The sequence below is a fragment of the Streptomyces sp. SPB162 genome, from assembly GCF_029504575.1.
Lineage (GTDB): Bacteria > Actinomycetota > Actinomycetes > Streptomycetales > Streptomycetaceae > Actinacidiphila.
In genome coordinates this window covers 1-17,176 of the sequence record NZ_JAQFII010000002.1, presented here as the reverse complement: position 1 = coordinate 17,176, position 17,176 = coordinate 1, and the positions used below count along the sequence as shown (strand labels likewise).

13 protein-coding genes and 1 riboswitch are annotated in these 17,176 nt (G+C 72.1%); of the genes, 11 read left to right on the top strand and 2 right to left on the bottom strand.

Features of this window, described 5'->3' with window-relative positions; genetic code table 11:
• Positions 1–35 precede the first annotated feature (35 nt).
• Complete coding sequence (locus M2266_RS30100; RefSeq protein ID WP_277441451.1) at positions 36–1,289, top strand: MFS transporter; 1,254 nt, start codon at positions 36–38, stop codon at positions 1,287–1,289.
• Positions 1,290–1,360: 71 nt separating this feature from the next.
• Positions 1,361–2,371 (top strand): enoyl-CoA hydratase/isomerase family protein, encoded by a 1,011-nt coding sequence (locus tag M2266_RS30095; protein WP_277441450.1) that lies wholly within the window; start codon positions 1,361–1,363, stop codon positions 2,369–2,371.
• An 86-nt stretch (positions 2,372–2,457) separates the two neighbouring features.
• On the opposite strand, the gene M2266_RS30090 is transcribed toward M2266_RS30095, so the two are convergent.
• Positions 2,458–3,321, bottom strand: a complete 864-nt coding sequence (locus M2266_RS30090; protein ID WP_277441449.1) for a serine protease — start codon at positions 3,319–3,321, stop codon at positions 2,458–2,460.
• 130 nt (positions 3,322–3,451) lie between these two features.
• Between M2266_RS30090 and M2266_RS30085 the strand changes: the two genes are divergently transcribed.
• Together M2266_RS30085 and M2266_RS30080 are read left to right on the top strand one after the other, a co-directional pair.
• Complete coding sequence (locus M2266_RS30085) at positions 3,452–4,189, top strand: (2Fe-2S)-binding protein (RefSeq protein WP_277441448.1); 738 nt, start codon at positions 3,452–3,454, stop codon at positions 4,187–4,189.
• 57 nt (positions 4,190–4,246) lie between these two features.
• Positions 4,247–4,331, top strand: a riboswitch (ZMP/ZTP riboswitch).
• A 23-nt stretch (positions 4,332–4,354) separates the two neighbouring features.
• On the top strand, positions 4,355–5,215 hold the full coding sequence (locus tag M2266_RS30080; protein WP_277441447.1) for a tetrahydrofolate dehydrogenase/cyclohydrolase catalytic domain-containing protein: 861 nt from the start codon (positions 4,355–4,357) through the stop codon (positions 5,213–5,215).
• 42 nt (positions 5,216–5,257) lie between these two features.
• Here the strand turns inward: M2266_RS30080 and M2266_RS30075 are convergent, their stop codons facing one another.
• Positions 5,258–6,085: an SDR family oxidoreductase gene (locus M2266_RS30075; protein WP_277441446.1), complete on the bottom strand. Its 828-nt coding sequence runs from the start codon at positions 6,083–6,085 to the stop codon at positions 5,258–5,260.
• A gap of 315 nt (positions 6,086–6,400) precedes the next feature.
• Here M2266_RS30075 and M2266_RS30070 point away from each other — a divergent pair, with 315 nt between their 5' ends.
• From M2266_RS30070 to M2266_RS30040, 7 genes are all read left to right on the top strand, one after another.
• A complete protein-coding gene (locus M2266_RS30070; protein ID WP_346780977.1) occupies positions 6,401–8,209 on the top strand; it encodes an RICIN domain-containing protein in 1,809 nt (602 codons plus the stop codon).
• A gap of 54 nt (positions 8,210–8,263) precedes the next feature.
• Positions 8,264–11,353, top strand: a complete 3,090-nt coding sequence (locus tag M2266_RS30065) for a DEAD/DEAH box helicase (RefSeq protein ID WP_277441444.1) — start codon at positions 8,264–8,266, stop codon at positions 11,351–11,353.
• The gene (locus M2266_RS30060) at positions 11,350–11,982 is read left to right on the top strand and encodes a hypothetical protein (protein WP_277441443.1); all 633 of its coding nucleotides are present in this window, start codon (positions 11,350–11,352) and stop codon (positions 11,980–11,982) included. Before M2266_RS30065 ends, M2266_RS30060 begins: the two co-directional genes overlap by 4 nt.
• Before the next feature lie 100 nt (positions 11,983–12,082).
• Positions 12,083–12,838: a dienelactone hydrolase family protein gene (locus M2266_RS30055; protein WP_277441442.1), complete on the top strand. Its 756-nt coding sequence runs from the start codon at positions 12,083–12,085 to the stop codon at positions 12,836–12,838.
• Positions 12,839–13,144: 306 nt separating this feature from the next.
• Positions 13,145–15,208 carry a PQQ-dependent sugar dehydrogenase gene (locus tag M2266_RS30050; RefSeq protein WP_277441441.1) on the top strand — a complete coding sequence of 688 codons (2,064 nt, stop codon included), beginning with the start codon at positions 13,145–13,147 and terminating at the stop codon, positions 15,206–15,208.
• A 339-nt stretch (positions 15,209–15,547) separates the two neighbouring features.
• Positions 15,548–16,528: a lysylphosphatidylglycerol synthase transmembrane domain-containing protein gene (locus M2266_RS30045; RefSeq protein WP_277441440.1), complete on the top strand. Its 981-nt coding sequence runs from the start codon at positions 15,548–15,550 to the stop codon at positions 16,526–16,528.
• A 45-nt stretch (positions 16,529–16,573) separates the two neighbouring features.
• Positions 16,574–17,176 (top strand): response regulator transcription factor (locus M2266_RS30040; protein ID WP_277441439.1); only part of this gene is annotated, 603 nt, incomplete at its 3' end.

The window sequence follows — 17,176 nt, the reverse complement described above, 5'->3', positions numbered from 1 at the left end:
GCAGCACTCATGTTCTGCTGAACTGAGGAGAGCTCATGCGCGCCGTGACCGCACGTCCGCCGGCCGCGCTCGAGGAACCCACCGTCCGGGTGCGGGCCGGCTGGACCGCCGCGCTGAGCCTGGCGAGCCTCGCGGTGTTCATGGCGTTCTTCACGCCGATCCAGATCCTGCTGCCCCTGCAGCTGGAACACCTCGACGAGGCGCACAAGGGGGCGAACCTCGCGTGGGTGACCGGGGCGGGCGCGCTCGTCGCCGTGGTCGTCAACCCGCTGGCCGGCGCGCTGTCGGACCGTACGGCCGGGCGCTGGGGCCGCCGCCGACCGTGGATCGTCGGCGGCGCCCTCGCGGGCGCGGCCGGGCTGCTGGTCACCGCGGCACAGCACACCCTGCCCGGCATCGCCGCCGGCTGGTGCCTCGCGCAGAGCGGTCTGAACGCGATGCTCGCCGGAGTCACGGCGCCGGTGGCCGACCAGGTGCCGGTCGGGCAGCGCGCCGCCGTCTCCGGCTGGACGGGGATCATGCAGTCCCTCGGCCTGGTGCTGGGGGCGCTGCTGGTGACCACGGCCGTCTCCGGCGTCGGGCCCGGCTACCTGCTCACGGCGGTGCTGGCCGTCGCGCTGGCCCTGCCGTACGCGCTCTGCTTCCGGGAGCCGGTCCTGCCGCGCGCACTGCGTCCCGCGTTGCGCCTCCGGGCGTTGCTCGCCGGGCTGTGGGTGGATCCGCGCGTCCATCCGGACTTCGGCTGGGCCTGGCTCAGCCGGTTCCTGATCAACCTCGGCAACGCCCTGGGCACGCTCTACCTGCTCTTCTACCTCACCGACGAGGTGCACCACCCGGACCCGGACACCGGCGTGCTGGTGCTGACCGTCATCTACACCGTCTCCGCGACCCTCACCGCGATCCCCGCGGGCATCGCGTCGGACCGCATCGGCCGGCGCAAGGTGTTCGTTGTCGTGTGCAGCGTGATCATGGCGGTGGCCGCCCTGCTGCTGGCCGCCGCCCACACCTGGACGGCGGTGATGGTCGCCGCCGCCGTCCTGGGCGCCGGCTTCGGCGTCTACCTCGCCGTCGACCAGGCGCTGATCACCCAGGTGCTGCCGTCCGCCGCCGACCGCGCGAAGGACCTCGGCGTCATCAACATCGCCAACTCGGGTCCGCAGGTGCTGGCCCCCGCCGTCGCCGCGCCGATCGTGGCCCACCTCGGCGGCTACCCCGGCCTGTACGTCGCCACCGCCCTGGTGACCCTGCTCGGCGGTGCGCTGGTGCTGCGTATTGTCGGAGTGGACTGAGATCACCGACGAATGGCCAGAGACCGGACGCGGGCGCGGCGACGCGGCCGCGCAGAGCCCCACGGAGCACCATGTACCTCCCCGTGCAGACGCACGTCGGCAACGCCACAGGCGTCATCGCCCTGGACCGGCCCGAGGCGCTCAACGCGCTCGATCTGACCATGGTCCGGGCGATGACCGAGGCTCTCGAGGGGTGGCGGGAGGACGACGGGATCCGGTCGGTCGTCGTGCGCAGCACCTCGCCGAAGGCGTTCTGCGCGGGCGGCGACATCCGTACGATCCGGGAGGCGAGCCTGCGCGGTGACCACGCGGCCGTGCGCGAGTACTTCGCCGCCGAGTACGCGCTCGACGCGCTGATCGCCGGTTACCCCAAGCCGTACACGGCGATCATCGACGGCTTCGCGCTCGGTGGCGGCCTGGGGATCTCCGTGCACGGCGCGGCGCGCGTGGTGACGGAGCGGGCGGCGTTGGCCATGCCCGAGACGGCCATCGGGTTCTTCCCCGACATCGGGGCGAGCCACTTCCTGCCCCGGCTGCCCGGCTCGATCGGCCGGTACCTGGGGCTGACGGGCGCGCGGATCTCGGGTGCGGCGGCGGTCGGCTGCTCACTCGCCACGCACTACGCGCACTCCACGGATCTGCCCGCGTTGGAGGAGGCGCTGACCGGCGGGGGTGCGCCGGCCGCGGTGCTCGACCGGTTCGCGGTGGCGGCGCCCGCTTCCGAACTCGGCCCGCACCTCGACGCCGTCGACCGCTGCTTCTCCGCCCCCGAACTGCCGGAGGTCCTCGAACGACTGGCGGCCGAGGACGGCGACTGGGCGGCCGAGACGCTGGCCGGGCTGCGCCGGATGTCGCCGACGAGCCTGTTCCTCACCTTCGAGCTGCTGCGGCGCGGCGCCGGATCCGACCTCGGCGCCTGTCTGGACCGGGAGTTGCGGCTGGCCTGCCGTACGGCCCGCGCCCATGACTTCACCGAGGGCGTGCGGGCCGCGCTGGTCGACAAGGACCGCGCTCCGCGCTGGTCGCCCGAGCCGCTCACGGCGGCGGACCGCGCCGGCCTGCTGAGCTGGTTCGACGCGTAGCTGCGTGGGCGGGGTCGCCGGGGCGGTCACCGCTCCCCGGATCCCAGGTCCGGGGAGCGGCGCTGTGCGCCGGGGGCCGCCTCAGGTCACGGCTTGGGCAGGGTGCATCCCGGCAGGCTCAGGTTGATCTTGTTGCCGGCGCTGACGCACTGGGTGATCAGATACGTCTGCTCGGCGTAGTTGATGCCCTGGTGCACGGTGGTGGTGCCGTTCTGGTCCACCTCGCACGGGTTGTCGAGGGTGCAGCGTCCGCCGTCCTCGTTGCCCGTGTTGTTGATGGCGACGACCTTGCCGGTCGTGGCGTCGACCACCGGGGAGCCCGACGTGCCGCCGATGGTGTTGCACGCCGAGGTGTAGCGGACCGAGTCCTTCCAGACCCAGCTGTCCTCGTGCAGCCGGTAGACGAAGGCGTCGATGTTGCAGCTGTAGATCCGCTTCCAGTAGCCGGACACCACCTTGATCGCGGTCCCGGCCACGGGGTGGGTGGCGGAGAGTTCGAGCGCCGCGATGCCGTAGCTGGACTGGATCTGCGCGTACGTGGTGTTCAGCTGGTACAGCGAGATGTCGGTGTCCGTCATGGTCGCGTAGGCGACCTTGGTCGCCCGCAGGGTGGCGACCTTGGTCCCGGCCCCGTTGAGCAGGCTGAACGTCCGGCTGGACGCGACGTTGACGATGGACTCGCCCGGATCCAGGAAGCCGCCGGACAGGCAGTGCCCGTTCGACATGACGATCGCGGGGTCCGTCGGCACGGAGTTCGGCATCTTGATGACCGAGCCCGAACAGTTGCTGAGTGCCACGGTGCCTGCGAAGTTGACCGTGACGGCCGCCTTCGCGGTGTGTGCGGGCGCCGCATCCCGGCTTGTGGCCGATGCGGACGCCGCACCGGTGCCTGTCAGCGCCGCGCCGCTGAGCAGCAGGGCGGCTAAGACACCGACGAGAGGTCGTTTCATGTGGGGGTCCTCTCCAGACCGAAGTTCTTTCGGCATTGTCATGAGCATTGTCGGGACTGCTCGATGCCCCGGCAATAGGGCCTCGTGGGCCGCCCGGTTCGCGGTGCGACGCGTGGGTCATGATCGAGCCATGGACAGGACGCTGCGGGACGTCGCGGAAGTGGGGCCGTTCTTCGCCGTCAGGACCGGGCCCGGCGATCCCCGTGCCCACGGCTACCGGCCGCTCGCCGAGCTGTACGCGACGGATGCCACGGACACAGCCACGAACACGGCAGCGGACGCGTCGTACCCGGTCCGAGAGCGGGCGGCGGACGTCGCCGCACGGCTGGGTACGCCGGAGCTCCGGGTCGGCGCTTCGCTCGCCTTCCAGGGGCTTGCCGCCCGGCTGTGGTCGGTGGCGCTGGGCGCGGCCGTCCTCGGGGGCCGGGTTCCCGACCTGGCCGCCGACCGCCTGTGGTGGAACCCCGCACTCACCGCCCCCCAAGACCTCTGGCTGCCGCACCCGGCGGCCCTCCCCGACTCCGCCGACCTCGGCGGCCAGCTGGCCGGCATGGTGCTGGCCGGGCATCTGGTCCCGCTGCACCGCGCGACCCGGGACGCCTGTCCGGTCGCCGACGGGCTGCTGTGGGGAAACGCCGGCTCCGCGCTGGCCGGCTCCCTGCGGGTGCTGCACACCTGGTGCGTCGCGCACGGCAGGACGGCGCAGGCGCGCACCGCCCTGGCCCTCACCGAGCAGCTCTTCCGGGAACCGTTGCTGAGCGGCACGGGGACGCTGGACACCGGCAACGTCGGCTTCATACGCCGTAGTTGCTGCCTTTACTACCGGATCCCGGGTGGCGGGCTGTGCGGTGACTGCGTGCTCCGGTGACCGGGGCGCAGCCGCCGGCCGACACGCCACACCGCCGCCGAACCCGCGTACGATGACGGAGCGGGCCGTGACTGGCGCTTGGGTGGGTCACCACCGGGGAGCGATCCGCCTTCAGTCGAAGCCGTGCGCCTGGGCGATCCCCTTCTCGAACGATGGGACCTGCCCATGACGGCACAGCTCATGACCGGCACCGACCTGGCGAAGGACAGCCTCGACCGCAGTGCCCGGCGAACGCGGGACCTGTTGCGGGAGACCGGCGTGCGACCCTGTCTGGCCACCGTTCTCGTCGGCGAGGACCTGGGCTCGGTCACCTACGTGGCGATGAAGCGCAACCGGTGCGCCACAGCGGGCATCGACTCACGGCACGTGCCGCTGCCGGTCGCGACCACCACGGCGGAGCTGGTCGCGACCGTACGGGCGCTGTCGGACGACCCCTCGGTGCACGGCATCCTGCTGCAGCACCCGGTACCGGCGCACATCGACGAGCGGGCCGCGTTCGAGGCGATCGATCCGGCCAAGGACGTCGACGGCGTGACCATGTGGTCGTTCGCCGCGATGGCGTTCGGCCACCTTGGCTTCGCCTCCTGCACCCCGGGCGGGATCATGCGCCTGCTCGACGCCTACGGGGTCGACCCCGCCGGACGGCGTGCGGTCGTGGTCGGCCGCAGTCCGATCCTCGGCAAGCCGATGGGCATGCTCCTGCTGGCCCGCGACGCGACGGTCACCTACTGCCACTCGAAGACCGTCGACCTGCCCGCGATCGTCGCGACGGTGGACATCGTCGTCGCCGCGGTCGGCAGACCGCGCTTCATCAAGGGCCGCGACATCAAGCCCGGCGCGGTCGTCATCGACGCCGGGTACAACCCGGGCAACGTGGGCGACGTCGACTTCGAGGGCGCCATGGAACGCGCGAGTCTGCTGACCCCGGTGCCCGGCGGGGTCGGGCCGATGACGATCGCGGTCCTGCTGGAGCAGACCGTGGACGCGGCGGTCCGGCACGCGGCGTCGGTCGCGGCTTCCCGCTGACGGCAGCCGACCCGGCCTGATCGTCCGCGGGTGTTCCGCGGGTCATCCGCCGTGGGCGCGCAGCCGTTCGTGGACGGTGTACGCGGCGCCCGCCCCGGTGCGGGCGCCGCGTACCCGGGTGCCGCCGTCGACCACCAGATCGGTCCCGGTGACCCAGCAGGCGTCGTCGGAGACGAGCCACCGGACGGCGCGCGCGACGTCCTCCGGCTCGCCGATCCGGCCCATCGGCAGCCCGGCGGTGATCTGCGGCTCGGCGTCCTCCCAGACGAAACGGGCCATCTCCGTGCGGATCAGGCCGGGGGAGACCGCGTTGACCCGGACGGTCGGGGCGAGTTCGCCCGCGAGCTGGCGGGTCAGATGCAGCAGTGCGGCCTTGCTGGTGCCGTAGGCGCCGATGTTGGGGCCGACGCCGTGGGCCCCCTCGGTGCAGATGTTCACCACCGTGCCGCCGTGCTCGCGCATCCAGGCGCGCCACGCGCACTGGACCAGCCGCAGGGGACCGTCCACATTGACCGCGAAGGCATCGCGCCAGGCGTCCGGATCGATGTCGACGAGCGGGCCGAACGGCGTGTTGGTGCCCGCGTTGTTGACCAGGATGTCCACCCCGCCGAACTCCTCGACCGCGCGTGTCACGCACGCCTCCGGGTGTGCGGGGTCGCCCACCGACCCTGCGAGGCCGGTGGCCCGGCCGCCGAGAGCCCGTACCTCCGCGACGGCTGCCCGCAGCCCGTCCGGGTCGCGGGCGGTCAACAGGACCGCGGCGCCCGCCTGGGTCAGGGCGTGCGCGACGGCCAGCCCGATGCCCCGGGACGCGCCGGTGACGAGCGCGGTCCTGCCGTGCAGTGGGGGAGTCGTCGCCGGTGGTGTCATGGGCGCACGGTCTCATGATGGTGCGTCAGTTCGGAAGGCACCGGGGCCGCCTCCCGGCGGCGACCGTGGCGCGGAAGCCGCCGTTCCTGTGCGAAGCCTTGACGCGCTCAAGTCGCCCGAGTTAACTCACGCCTCGAACTAAGCGCTAAATCAAGTTCTGAATTAAGTCACGCACCAGGGCAAGTGCCGTAGAAAGGCAACCGACCCATGCGCTCACACACCCGTCCCCACACGGGCAGGAACAGGCTTCTCCGCACCGGACTCGCCCGCTCCGCCACCGTTCTGCTGGCCTCGGCCGTCGCCGTCGTCACCCCCATGCTGGCCGTTCCGCTCACCGCGCACGCGGCGGGCGAGAGCGTCCAGGTGTGGCTGACCACCACCTCCGACTCCGGCGGCCGCAACGTCGTCAAGGGGCTCGAACAGCAGGCACCGATCGCCTTCACCGCCGGCAGCGGTTCCGGCCAGTCCGTCACCGTCGACGAGAACACCCGCTACCAGCAGTTCGAGGGCGGGGGCGCGTCGTTCACCGACACCGCCGCCTGGCTGATGAACTCCAGCGGAGCGCTGAGCAGCGCGACCCGTGACGGGGTGATGAAGAAGCTCTTCGACCCGGTGAACGGCATCGGCATCGGCTTCCTGCGCAACCCCATGGGCGCCTCCGACCTGGCGCGCTCGAACTACACCTTCGACGACATGCCCAGCGGGCAGACCGACGCGAGTCTGGCGCACTTCTCCATAGCCCACGACCTGGCCGACGTCCTGCCCCTGACGCAGCAGGCCCGCCGGTTCAACCCCGCCGTCAAGGTGATGGGCGTGCCCTGGAGCGCGCCCGCCTGGATGAAGGACAACGGCAGCATGAGCCTGGGCTGGCTCCAGTCCCAGTACTACGCCGCCTACGCCCAGTACTTCACGAAGTACCTGCAGGCCTACCAGGCGAACGGCGTGCCCGTCGACTACATCTCGGCGCAGAACGAGCCCACCTGCTGCGGCGGCTACCCGTCCATGCAGTGGAACGGCGCCGGCCTGGCGTTCTTCACCAAGAACAACCTGCTGCCCGCCCTGCACACCGCCGGGCTCGCCACCAAGGTGCTGGCCCTGGACTGGAACTGGGACCAGTACGACGCCTTCGCCGCCCCGACCCTCGACGACGCGGCGATCCGCAACGACCCGAACTTCGGCGGCATGGCCTGGCACGGCTACGGCGGCGACGTCGCGCAACAGACCACCGTCCACAACAAGTACCCGACCGTGAAGGCCTTCGACACCGAGCACTCCGGCGGCACCTGGATCGCCAACCAGCAGAAGGAGGACATGCACAACCTGATCGACTACACCCGTAACTGGGGCCAGAGCTGGGTCAAGTGGAGCCTGGCCGTGGACCAGAACATGGGGCCGCACAACGGCGGTTGCGGCACCTGCACCGGTCTGGTCACCGTGCACAACGGCGACGGCCGCAGCGGACAGGTCGATTACACCGTCGAGTACTACACGATGGGCCACCTCACCAAGTTCGTGAAGCCCGGTGCCTACCGGATCGCGTCGACCGCCAACACCTCGGTGCCCAACGTCGCCTGGCGCAACCCGGACGGCTCGAAGGCGCTCATCGCCTACAACGACACGGGCAGCGCCCAGCCCGTCCGCGTCAACTGGGGCAACCAGTCCTTCGCGTACACCCTGCCCGCCGGCGCCTCGGCGACCTTCACCTGGACCGGGACCCCGGGATCGGGCGGCGGCACCGGCGCGACCGGCCCGATCACCGGCATCGGCGGCAAGTGCGCCGACGTCGCCTCCGGCAACAGCGCCAACGGCACCGCCGTCCAGCTCTGGGACTGCAACGGCAGCGCCGCCCAGCAGTGGACCGCCTCCGCCGGCACCTACCAGGCGTTCGGCAAGTGCCTGGACCTGGCCGCCGGCGGCACCGCCAACGGCACCAAGGCCCAGCTGTACGACTGCAACGGCACCGGCGCCCAGCAGTGGCAGCCCGGCAGCGGCGGAACGCTGGTCAATCCGGCGTCCGGCAGATGCCTGGACGCCACCGGGATGAGCTCCGCCAACGGGACCCGGCTGCAGATCTGGGATTGCGCCGGCGGCGCCAACCAGCAGTGGACCGTCCCCGCGGCCTGACCTGCACGTAGGCTTCCGGGTGTCATCACACGCCCAGCAGGAAGAGGCCGCACCGTGTTCGCTCTGCACGCGCTGTGGAGAGCGGATCAGCGCCTCGCCCTGTGGGCCGAGGACTCCGGGCAGCCGCCGGTCCCCGCGCCGGGCCACCCGTACGCCGTCCCCGGCCCCGCCGTCGCCGAGCTGCTCGGCGACGGCGGAGCCGCGCTCGGCTGGCTCGCCGGCCGGGCCGGTGCGGGGCCGACCGGTCTGCTGCTGCCCACCCGTGACGGCGCTCCGCTGCCGTCGCCGGAACTCGGCGGGCCCACCGCGCCCACGGGCCTGCCCGTCGCACCGTGGACCGTCCCCTGCCTGCTCTTCGAACCCTCGGACTCCGCACTGCTGCTGGGCGAGCTGTCCACCGCGGGACTGCCCGAAGCGCCCTACGGCGCCTCGTTGCGCTGGCTGATCGCCGCCCACGACCTGGCCTGGCGCACGGTCGGCCGGGGCAGGGTGCTGCCCGTGCTGGTCAGCGAGGGCGGAGCCCCGTACGCGCGCTGGCGCCCGGTCCGCGACGACGCCGGCTGGCAGGAGGCCGGCGAGCTGGCCGGCGCCGCGCCGCGGGAGTGCCTCGCCGAGCACCATGACGGCCGGCCCGACGGCCGCGCCGCCGCCGCGATCCTCACCGACCTGCTCGACGTCCTCACCGACCGCGAGGCCCGCGCGGTCCTCGACGACGAACCCGAGCTGCTGCGCACCGCACGCGGCCGGCGGCCGGCTACGACCGCCACCGAGCTGTGGCTGCGGGCCCTGACCTCGCCGACCGGCCGGATCGAGGGCGCGGACCCCGCGGAGCTGGGCGAGCTGGCGGCTCAGCTCACCGCCTGGCACCGCTCCGAGCCGCCCGTCCACGGCCCGCTGCGCGTCTGCTTCCGGCTCGTCGAACCGGTGGGACCGGACCCCGCCGACCCGCGCGGCCACCCGTCCGACGACAACTGGCGGCTGGACTTCCTGCTCCAGGCGGCCGACGAACCGTCGCTCATGGTGCACGCCGATGACGTCTGGACCGACGGCCCCGCTCTCAGCGCCCTGGAACGCAAAGCCCCCCGCCCCCAGGAGGCCCTGCTGTCCGGGCTCGATCGGGCCGGCCGCGCCTACCCCGAGCTGCGGCGCGCGGTGCGCGGCAACCGGCCCGTAGGGCTGCCGCTGGACCGGCCCGGCGCCCTCGGCTTCCTGCGGGACGCCGCCCCCGCACTGGCCGACGCGGGCTTCGGCGTCCTGCTCCCCACCTGGTGGCAGCGGCCGCAGAAGCTCGGCATGACCCTGACCGTACGCACCCCGCAGCCCGGCGCCGTCGACATCGGCAGCCTGGCGGACCAGGATGCCATCGTCGCCTTCCGCTGGCAGGCCGCGCTCGGCGACCAGCCGCTGACCGCCGCGGAACTCGCCGAGCTGGCCGCCGCCAAACAGCCCCTGATCCGCATCCGGGGCCAGTGGACCGAGGTCGACCCGGACCGGATCGCCGCCGCCCTCGCCTTCCTGGAACGCGAAGGCAGCGGCGCGATGGCCTCCGGCCGGATCCTGCGGATCGCGCTCGACCCGGACGCCACGGCGGGCGGCCTGCCCGTCGCCTCCGTCAGCGCCGACGGCCGGCTCGGCGAACTGCTCTCCGGCACCGCGGAGCAGCGGCTGCGACCGGTGAGCGTGCCCCAGGGGTTCGGCGCGACGCTGCGCCCGTACCAGGAACGGGGTCTGGCCTGGCTCAGGTTCCTGTCGGAGCTGGGCATCGGCGCCGTCCTCGCCGACGACATGGGACTGGGCAAGACGGCCCAGGCGCTGGCGCTGCTCGCGGTGGAGCACGCGGAGCAGCAGGACCGTACGGCGGAGATCCGGCCGACGCTGGTGGTCTGCCCGATGTCGCTGGTCGGCAACTGGCGGCGGGAGACCGCCAGGTTCGCCCCGATGCTGCGGGTCCACGTCCACCACGGGGCCGGACGGCTGTCCGGCGCGGAGCTGCGGGAAGCGGTCGCCGACGCAGATCTGGTGATCACGACGTACGGGCTGGTGCAGCGCGACACCGAGGCGCTCACGCAGACCGAGTGGCGGCGCGTCATCATCGACGAGGCCCAGCACGTCAAGAACTCCGCCACCCGCCAGTACCGGGCTGTCCGCGAACTGACCGCCGACCACCGCATCGCGCTCACCGGCACGCCCGTGGAGAACCGGCTGGCCGAGCTGCACGCCGTCCTGGACTTCGCCAACCCCGGCCTGTTCGGTTCGGCGTACCGGTTCAAGGAGCGGTACGCCGTGCCCATCGAGCGGGACGGCAGCGAGGCTGCCGCGCAGGCGCTGCGGCAGCGCACCCGGCCGTTCGTCCTGCGGCGGCTCAAGAGCGATCCGGCCATCGCGCGGGACCTGCCCGCCAAGCAGGAGATGACGGTGCTGTGCAATCTCACCGCCGAACAAGCGGCGCTGTACCAGGCGGTCGTGACGGACCTGCTGGAGCAGATCAAGGAGAGCCGCGGCATCGAGCGCAAGGGGCTGGTGCTGGCGTCACTCACCAAACTCAAGCAGGTCTGCAACCATCCCGCGCAGTTCGCGCACGACGGCTCCCCGTTGGCGGGGCGGTCGGGGAAGGTGGCGCGGCTCGAGGAGACGCTGGAGGAGGCGCTCGCCGAGGGCGACAAGACGCTGTGCTTCACGCAGTTCGCCGAGTTCGGTTCCCTGCTGCGGGGCCATCTGGCCGAGCGGCTGGACACCGACGTCCTGTTCCTGCACGGCGGTGTGCCCCAGCGCGCCCGTGACGAGATGATCAAGCGTTTCCAGGACCGGGACGGCCCCTCGGTGTTCCTGCTCTCCCTCAAGGCCGGTGGCACCGGCCTGAATCTGACAGCGGCCAACCAGGTCATCCATGTCGACCGGTGGTGGAATCCGGCGGTCGAGGAGCAGGCGACCGACCGGGCGTTCCGGATCGGTCAGCGCCGCGACGTCCAGGTCCGCAAGTTCGTGTGCGTGGGCACCGTGGAGGAGCGCATCGACGCGATGATCGAGGCGAAGCGGACCGTGGCCAGACTGGCGGTCGGCTCGGGCGAGAGCTGGCTGACGGAGTTGTCGACGGAAGCGCTGTCCGACCTGGTCGGTCTCGGCGCCGACGCGGTGAGCGAATGACGGCGCGGCCGGGGCGGCCCGGCGGGACGCGCTCGTGGTCCGGGCGGTTCGCCGAGCGGCTGGCGTCCATCGGCACGACCGTGCCGTCGGGCCCGCCCGCCGCCGGGGTGATCGGTCTGGACGTGGCGGCCGGCGCCGTGACGGCCCGGGTCAGGGAGCGGCAGGCGCGCTACGACGTGCGGATCGCGCTGGCGGAGTTCACTCCCGCGCAGTGGAGCCGCGCCACACGGGCCATGTCCGCCGACCCGGACTGCCGGGCCCGGCTGCTCGACAACGAACTGGCCCCCGACGCGGAGGACCTCTTCGCCCGGGCCGGTCTGCGGCTCTTCCCCGCGCGGACCTCGGACCTCGTGATGGAGTGCTCGTGCCCCGACTGGGCGCTGCCCTGCGCGCACCTCAGCGCGGTGCTGCGGAACCTGGCCGACGCGTTCGACGCCGATCCGTACCTCGTCCTGACCTGGCGCGGGCGGACCCGTGAGGAACTGCTCAAGGAGCTGCCGCCCGCCGCACCGAGGCGTGAGCCGGCGGACTCCGCGCTGCTGCTGCTCGGCCCGCCCGGCATCACCGTTCGCGGCCGCGGTCTGACCGAGGTGCTGGGGCCGGCCTACGAGGCGTTCACCGGCTGGTGACCTGGCCGGTCACGAGTTCGCGCCCGGGATCGGATATCCGATGTCCCGCTGCGACTGGGGCTATTGGTCGGGGTTCGCGTGCGCGTCCTACGCTTCGATCATGGCATTCGAGATCGTCAGCGAAAGCATCACCCTTCCGTCGGGCGACGGCTCCATGGCCGCCCATCTGGTCCGGCCGCAGGCTCCCGGAGACCACCCGGGCGTGGTCGTCGCCTTCGAGATCTTCGGGCTGACCGCACACATCCGGGACGTCGCGGAGCGGATCGCCCGGCTCGGCTACACCGTCATCGTGCCGGACTTCTATCACCGGGCCGGAACGGGCATCGACTTCACCGACGACCCGGACGGCCGTCGCAAGGGCCTCGAACTCAGCGGACGGCTCACCCGTGAGGGAGCCGTCGAGGACATCCGCGCGGCAGTGGACCACCTGCGGGCGGGCGGTGCGCCGTCCGTCGGGATGGTCGGCTTCAGCTTCGGCGGCCATCTCGCCTATCTGGGCGCCACGCAGTTCGACCTCGCCGCGACGGCGGTCTTCTACGCGGGCTGGCTGGGCAGCGGCGACATCGGGCTCGGCCGGCCGGAGCCGACCCTCGGCCTCACCGAGGGCATCGCCGAGCACGGCGGCAGGCTGGCGTTCTTCGTCGGCGACGAGGACCACGCGGTCCCCGCCGCGGACCGCGAGGCCATCGCCGCCCGGCTGGCGGAGGCCGGCGTCCGGCACGAGGTCACCGTCTACCCCGGGGTCGCGCACGGCTTCTTCTGCGACGTCCGGGACACCTACCGCAAAGAGGCCGCGGACGACGCCTGGCTCCGTGTCCAGGAGCTCTTCGCCGCTGAACTCCCGCAGCGCGGGTAGCGCGTTCCACGACCGCCGGCCGGCGGCCGGAGTCCGAGGAGCAGTCCTCGGACTCCGGCAGCCGCTGGGTGTGAGGTCGGATGTGTCATCGGAACTCTCCCCACACGTAACGAACCTCTCGCGATTCGTCGAACAATCAGGCCCAACTGGTCCGATCTCTTGACGCAATTGGAAGGTTTCTTTACCGTCCATGGCGGTAGAGATTCGGCCCATCCGCCGCGGTCCGCTCGGTGCTTTGTCATGTCTTGCTTTGTCATGCCTTGAACAAATGCTGGGTCGAGCACGGAACCTGTAGGAGGACGCGCAATGCCGAGGCCCCCCACCCCTCGCCGCTTCACCCCGAGAGCCCTGATCGCCGCGGGAGCCGTCACGGCCACCGCCGCCGGACTGCTCGTCGCCGTTGCCGGAACGGGCAGCGCCGCACCCGTACTGCTCAGCCAGGGCAAGCCCGCCACCTCGTCGTCCGACGGCGGCGCCGGATACGCCGCGAAGCTCGCGTTCGACGGCGACACCGCGACCCGCTGGGCGAGCGTCAAGAACGTCGACCCTCAGTGGATCAAGGTCGACCTGGGCACGGCCGCCCCCATCAGCTCGGTCAAGCTGATCTGGGACCTGTCCTGCGCCACGGCGTACAAGGTCGAGTTCTCGACGGACAACACCACCTGGAAGAGCGTCTACTCCACCAGCGCGGGCGACGGCGGCACCGACGACCTCGCGGTCACCGGCACCGCCCGCTACGTCCGGACCACCGGATCGGCGCGCTGCCGCTCCACGATGGGCTACTCGCTGCAGGAGTTCCAGGTCTTCGGCGGCGGCAGCGCCGACACGAAACCGCCCACCACCCCGGGCGGTCTGCACTCCACCGGCACGACGCCGACCAGTGCCGCGCTCGCCTGGAACGCCTCGACGGACGACACGGGCGTCACCGCGTACGACATCTACAACGACGGCAACAAGATTGCGGAAGCTGCCGGCACCGCCACTTCGAAGAACGTCACCGGCCTGACCCCCAACACCGCCTACCGCTTCACCGCCTTCGCCCGTGACGCGGCCGGCAACGTCTCCCCGGCCAGCAACCTGGCCACCGTCAGCACCCCGCCCAGCTCGGACATGACCCCGCCCACCGCGCCCGGGGGGCTGGCCGTCACCGGGACCACCTCCGGCAGTGTCTCGCTCAAGTGGACGGCCGCGACCGACGACACCGGCGTGACCGGCTACGACGTCTACAACGGCGCGGACGTCATCCTCCCCGACGTCACGGCCACCACGGCCACGGTCACCGGACTCGCCGCCGACACCTCGTACATCTTCACCGTCAGGGCCAAGGACGCGGCGGGCAACGTTTCGCCGGCCGGCAACCAGGTCACGGCGAAGACCCTGCCCGACAGCGGCAGCGACAAGACCCCCTCCAGCATCACGACGGTCGCCGGCGGCTGGACGATCCCCTGGGGCATGAGCTGGCTGCCCGACGGCTCCGCGCTCATCACCGAGCGCGACTCGTTCAAGGTCTTCAAACTCACCCAGGCGGGCGTGCGGACCCAGGTCGGCACCGTGCCGAACGCGATGACCACCGACGGCGAGGGAGGCCTGCTCGGCATCGCGGTGTCGCCCGACTGGAGCAGCGACCACTACGTCTACCTCATGCACACCGCCGCGGAGGGCAACCGGATCGCCCGGATGACCTACGACGGCTCGACGCTGAAGGGTTACACCCAGCTCGTCGGCGGCATCAAGAAGAGCAAGTACCACAACGGGGGACGCCTCAAGTTCGGCCCCGACGGCTACCTCTACGCCACCACGGGCGAGGCCCAGACCCCGGACCTCGCGCAGGACAAGAGCTCCCTCAACGGCAAGGTCCTGCGGATGACCACGGCGGGCAAGGCCGCACCGGGCAACCCGTTCGGAACGCTCGTCTACTCCTACGGCCACCGCAACCCGCAGGGCCTGACCTGGGACCCGCAGGGCCGGTTGTGGGAGGCCGAGTTCGGCAACTCCAAGTACGACGAACTGAACCTGATCACCCCGGGTGCCAACTACGGCTGGCCCACCTGCGAGGGCAAGTGCTCCACCTCCGGCATGACCAACCCGAAGGCCCAGTGGCCGGTCGCCCAGGCGTCACCCAGTGACATCGCCTACTCCGACGGTGCCATCTACATGGCGGCACTGAAGGGGCAGCGGCTGTGGCGCGTCCCGGTCAGCGGGACCACCGCGGGCACCCCGGCCGCGTACTACGTCAACCAGTACGGCCGACTGCGGACCGTCGAGAAGATCCCCGGCAAGAGCGCGCTGTGGCTGTCCACGACCAATTGCGACAACAACGGCAACGCCGCCGACGGCGCGGACAAGGTTTTCCGCATCGAGTTGAAGTAGCGCGAGCCCGGCCGGGGCCATGAGGCCACCGGCCGCTGGAACCGGTCGCAGGACGCCGGGCGGGGAGCAGGTGCCCCGCCCGGTATCGCGTTTTTCCGGGTTCGTCACCCCTTTGGCCGTGACACCGGGTGAACTCCTTCACGGAGTGTTCGACCCGCGGCCCCCCGCACTTTCCGCGTGCTGGGCATGAATTGAGGCAGTGGCGGGAACGCGCACACCCAGCCCGGCAGCCGGTCGTGCGGGAGACCGGGTGCCGGAACGCGCTTACGCTGGGCGGACCGCCGCACCGCCGTTACCCGGTCGTTGCCGTATCGAGACCATCTGCACCGAGGAGGGGCCATGTCACTTGCCCAGGTCGAACGGGTCACGTGGCAGTCGGGGTGGCAGCGGACCTCGGTCCGTTCCCTGGCCGTCCTGATCCCACTGCTCGCCCTCGCGGTCGTCGCGATCCGCAAGTGGGCGCTGATCGGCTCCAGCGCCGACCAGCTCGGCGCCGCCGACCGCCAATGGCTGGCCGTCGCGGCGGCCGCCGCCGTCATGACCTGGATCTGCTCGGCCACCGCCCAGCAGGGCGCGGTGGTGGAGTCACTGCCCCCGGGACGGCTGCTCGCCACCCAGTTCGCCGCGTCCGCCGCCAACCACCTGCTGCCGGCCGGGGTCGGCGGCAACGCCGTAAACCTGCGGTTCCTGCTGCGCCACGGACTGCCGCCCGGTCGTTCGGCCGCCGCTCTCGCGGTGCGCGCCGTGGCCGCCGCGGTGGTGCGCGTCGGCATGCTCCTGATACTGCTCGTCGTCTTCCCGAACGCCCTGAAGGTCGACCGGGTCGCGCCGACCGGGCCCGCCCACCCCGTCCTCATCGCGTCGGTGGTGGCGGGCTGCGCGGCGACCGGCGCACTGCTGCTGCTCCTCGCCCGCCGGATCCGCCGGCGCGTGCGCGCGTTCTTCGGCACCGTGGCGGTCGACGTGCGGGCGCTGCACTGCAAGTCCGCACGGATCGCGGCCCTGTGGGGCGGATCCCTGGCCTTCCCGGTGATGCACGCCGCCGTGCTGGTGGCGGTCGTCCAGTCGCTGAACGCCCCCGTGCCGGTCAGCGGAGTCATCCTCGCATACCTCTTCGCGAGCACCGCGGCGGCCTGGCTGCCGGCCCCCGGCGGCCTCGGATCGCTCGACGCCGCCCTCGCCTTCACCCTGGTGACCGCCGGCGCGTCGGCCGTCATGGCAACGTCGGCCGTCCTCGGCTACCGGCTGGTGACGGTCTGGCTGCCGCTGATCCCCGGCGTCCTGGTGCTGGCCGCACTGGTGCGCCGCCGCGTGCTCTGAGGCCCCGCCCGGCCCGCGGAACGGCCGGGAGTAGGGTGCGTCCCCATGCGGGAACCATGGGGTGATGCGGCAGGTCGGGGGCGGGTCCTGGTCGTCGACGACGATGCGGCGATCCGCCGTTCGCTGGGCCGCGGGCTGCGCCTGGAGGGCTTCCACGTCACCGAGGCGGACGCCGGCCGGGCGGCGCTCGCCGGGGTACGCGACGACCCGCCCGACGTGGTGGTGCTGGACATCTCGCTGCCCGACATCAGCGGTATCGAGGTGTGCCGGACGCTGCGCGAGGACGGCGACGACATACCGGTGCTGATGCTGTCGGCGTTGGACGAGGTGGCCGACCGGGTCGCCGGGCTGCAGGCGGGCGGCGACGACTACCTCGTCAAACCGTTCGCCCTCGACGAATTGGTGCTGCGGTTGCACGCGCTGCTGCGCCGCCGCCCGCCCCGGCCCACGGACGCCGTGCGCGCCGGCGGCCTGCTGCTCGACCCGGCGGCCCGCACCGCGCACCTGGACGGCGCCGAGCTGCATCTCACCCGCCGCGAGTTCGAGCTGCTGGAGACGCTGGCCCGTAACGCGGGGATCGTGCTCACCCGTGACCAGCTGCTCGACCGGGTCTGGGGGTACGACTTCGACGTGCGGACCGACGCCGTC

What these genes read in the sequence shown, in the direction of transcription:
- M2266_RS30100 (WP_277441451.1), top strand. Translation starts at nt 36, where the DNA reads ATGCGCGCCGTGACCGCACGTCCGCCGGCCGCGCTCGAGGAACCCACC.
- M2266_RS30075 (WP_277441446.1), bottom strand. Translation starts at nt 6,085, where the DNA reads ATGACACCACCGGCGACGACTCCCCCACTGCACGGCAGGACCGCGCTC.
- M2266_RS30045 (WP_277441440.1), top strand. Translation starts at nt 15,548, where the DNA reads ATGTCACTTGCCCAGGTCGAACGGGTCACGTGGCAGTCGGGGTGGCAG.
- M2266_RS30050 (WP_277441441.1), top strand. Translation starts at nt 13,145, where the DNA reads ATGCCGAGGCCCCCCACCCCTCGCCGCTTCACCCCGAGAGCCCTGATC.
- M2266_RS30055 (WP_277441442.1), top strand. Translation starts at nt 12,083, where the DNA reads ATGGCATTCGAGATCGTCAGCGAAAGCATCACCCTTCCGTCGGGCGAC.
- M2266_RS30085 (WP_277441448.1), top strand. Translation starts at nt 3,452, where the DNA reads ATGGACAGGACGCTGCGGGACGTCGCGGAAGTGGGGCCGTTCTTCGCC.
- M2266_RS30060 (WP_277441443.1), top strand. Translation starts at nt 11,350, where the DNA reads ATGACGGCGCGGCCGGGGCGGCCCGGCGGGACGCGCTCGTGGTCCGGG.
- M2266_RS30095 (WP_277441450.1), top strand. Translation starts at nt 1,361, where the DNA reads ATGTACCTCCCCGTGCAGACGCACGTCGGCAACGCCACAGGCGTCATC.
- M2266_RS30080 (WP_277441447.1), top strand. Translation starts at nt 4,355, where the DNA reads ATGACGGCACAGCTCATGACCGGCACCGACCTGGCGAAGGACAGCCTC.
- M2266_RS30090 (WP_277441449.1), bottom strand. Translation starts at nt 3,321, where the DNA reads ATGAAACGACCTCTCGTCGGTGTCTTAGCCGCCCTGCTGCTCAGCGGC.
- M2266_RS30070 (WP_346780977.1), top strand. Translation starts at nt 6,401, where the DNA reads ATGCTGGCCGTTCCGCTCACCGCGCACGCGGCGGGCGAGAGCGTCCAG.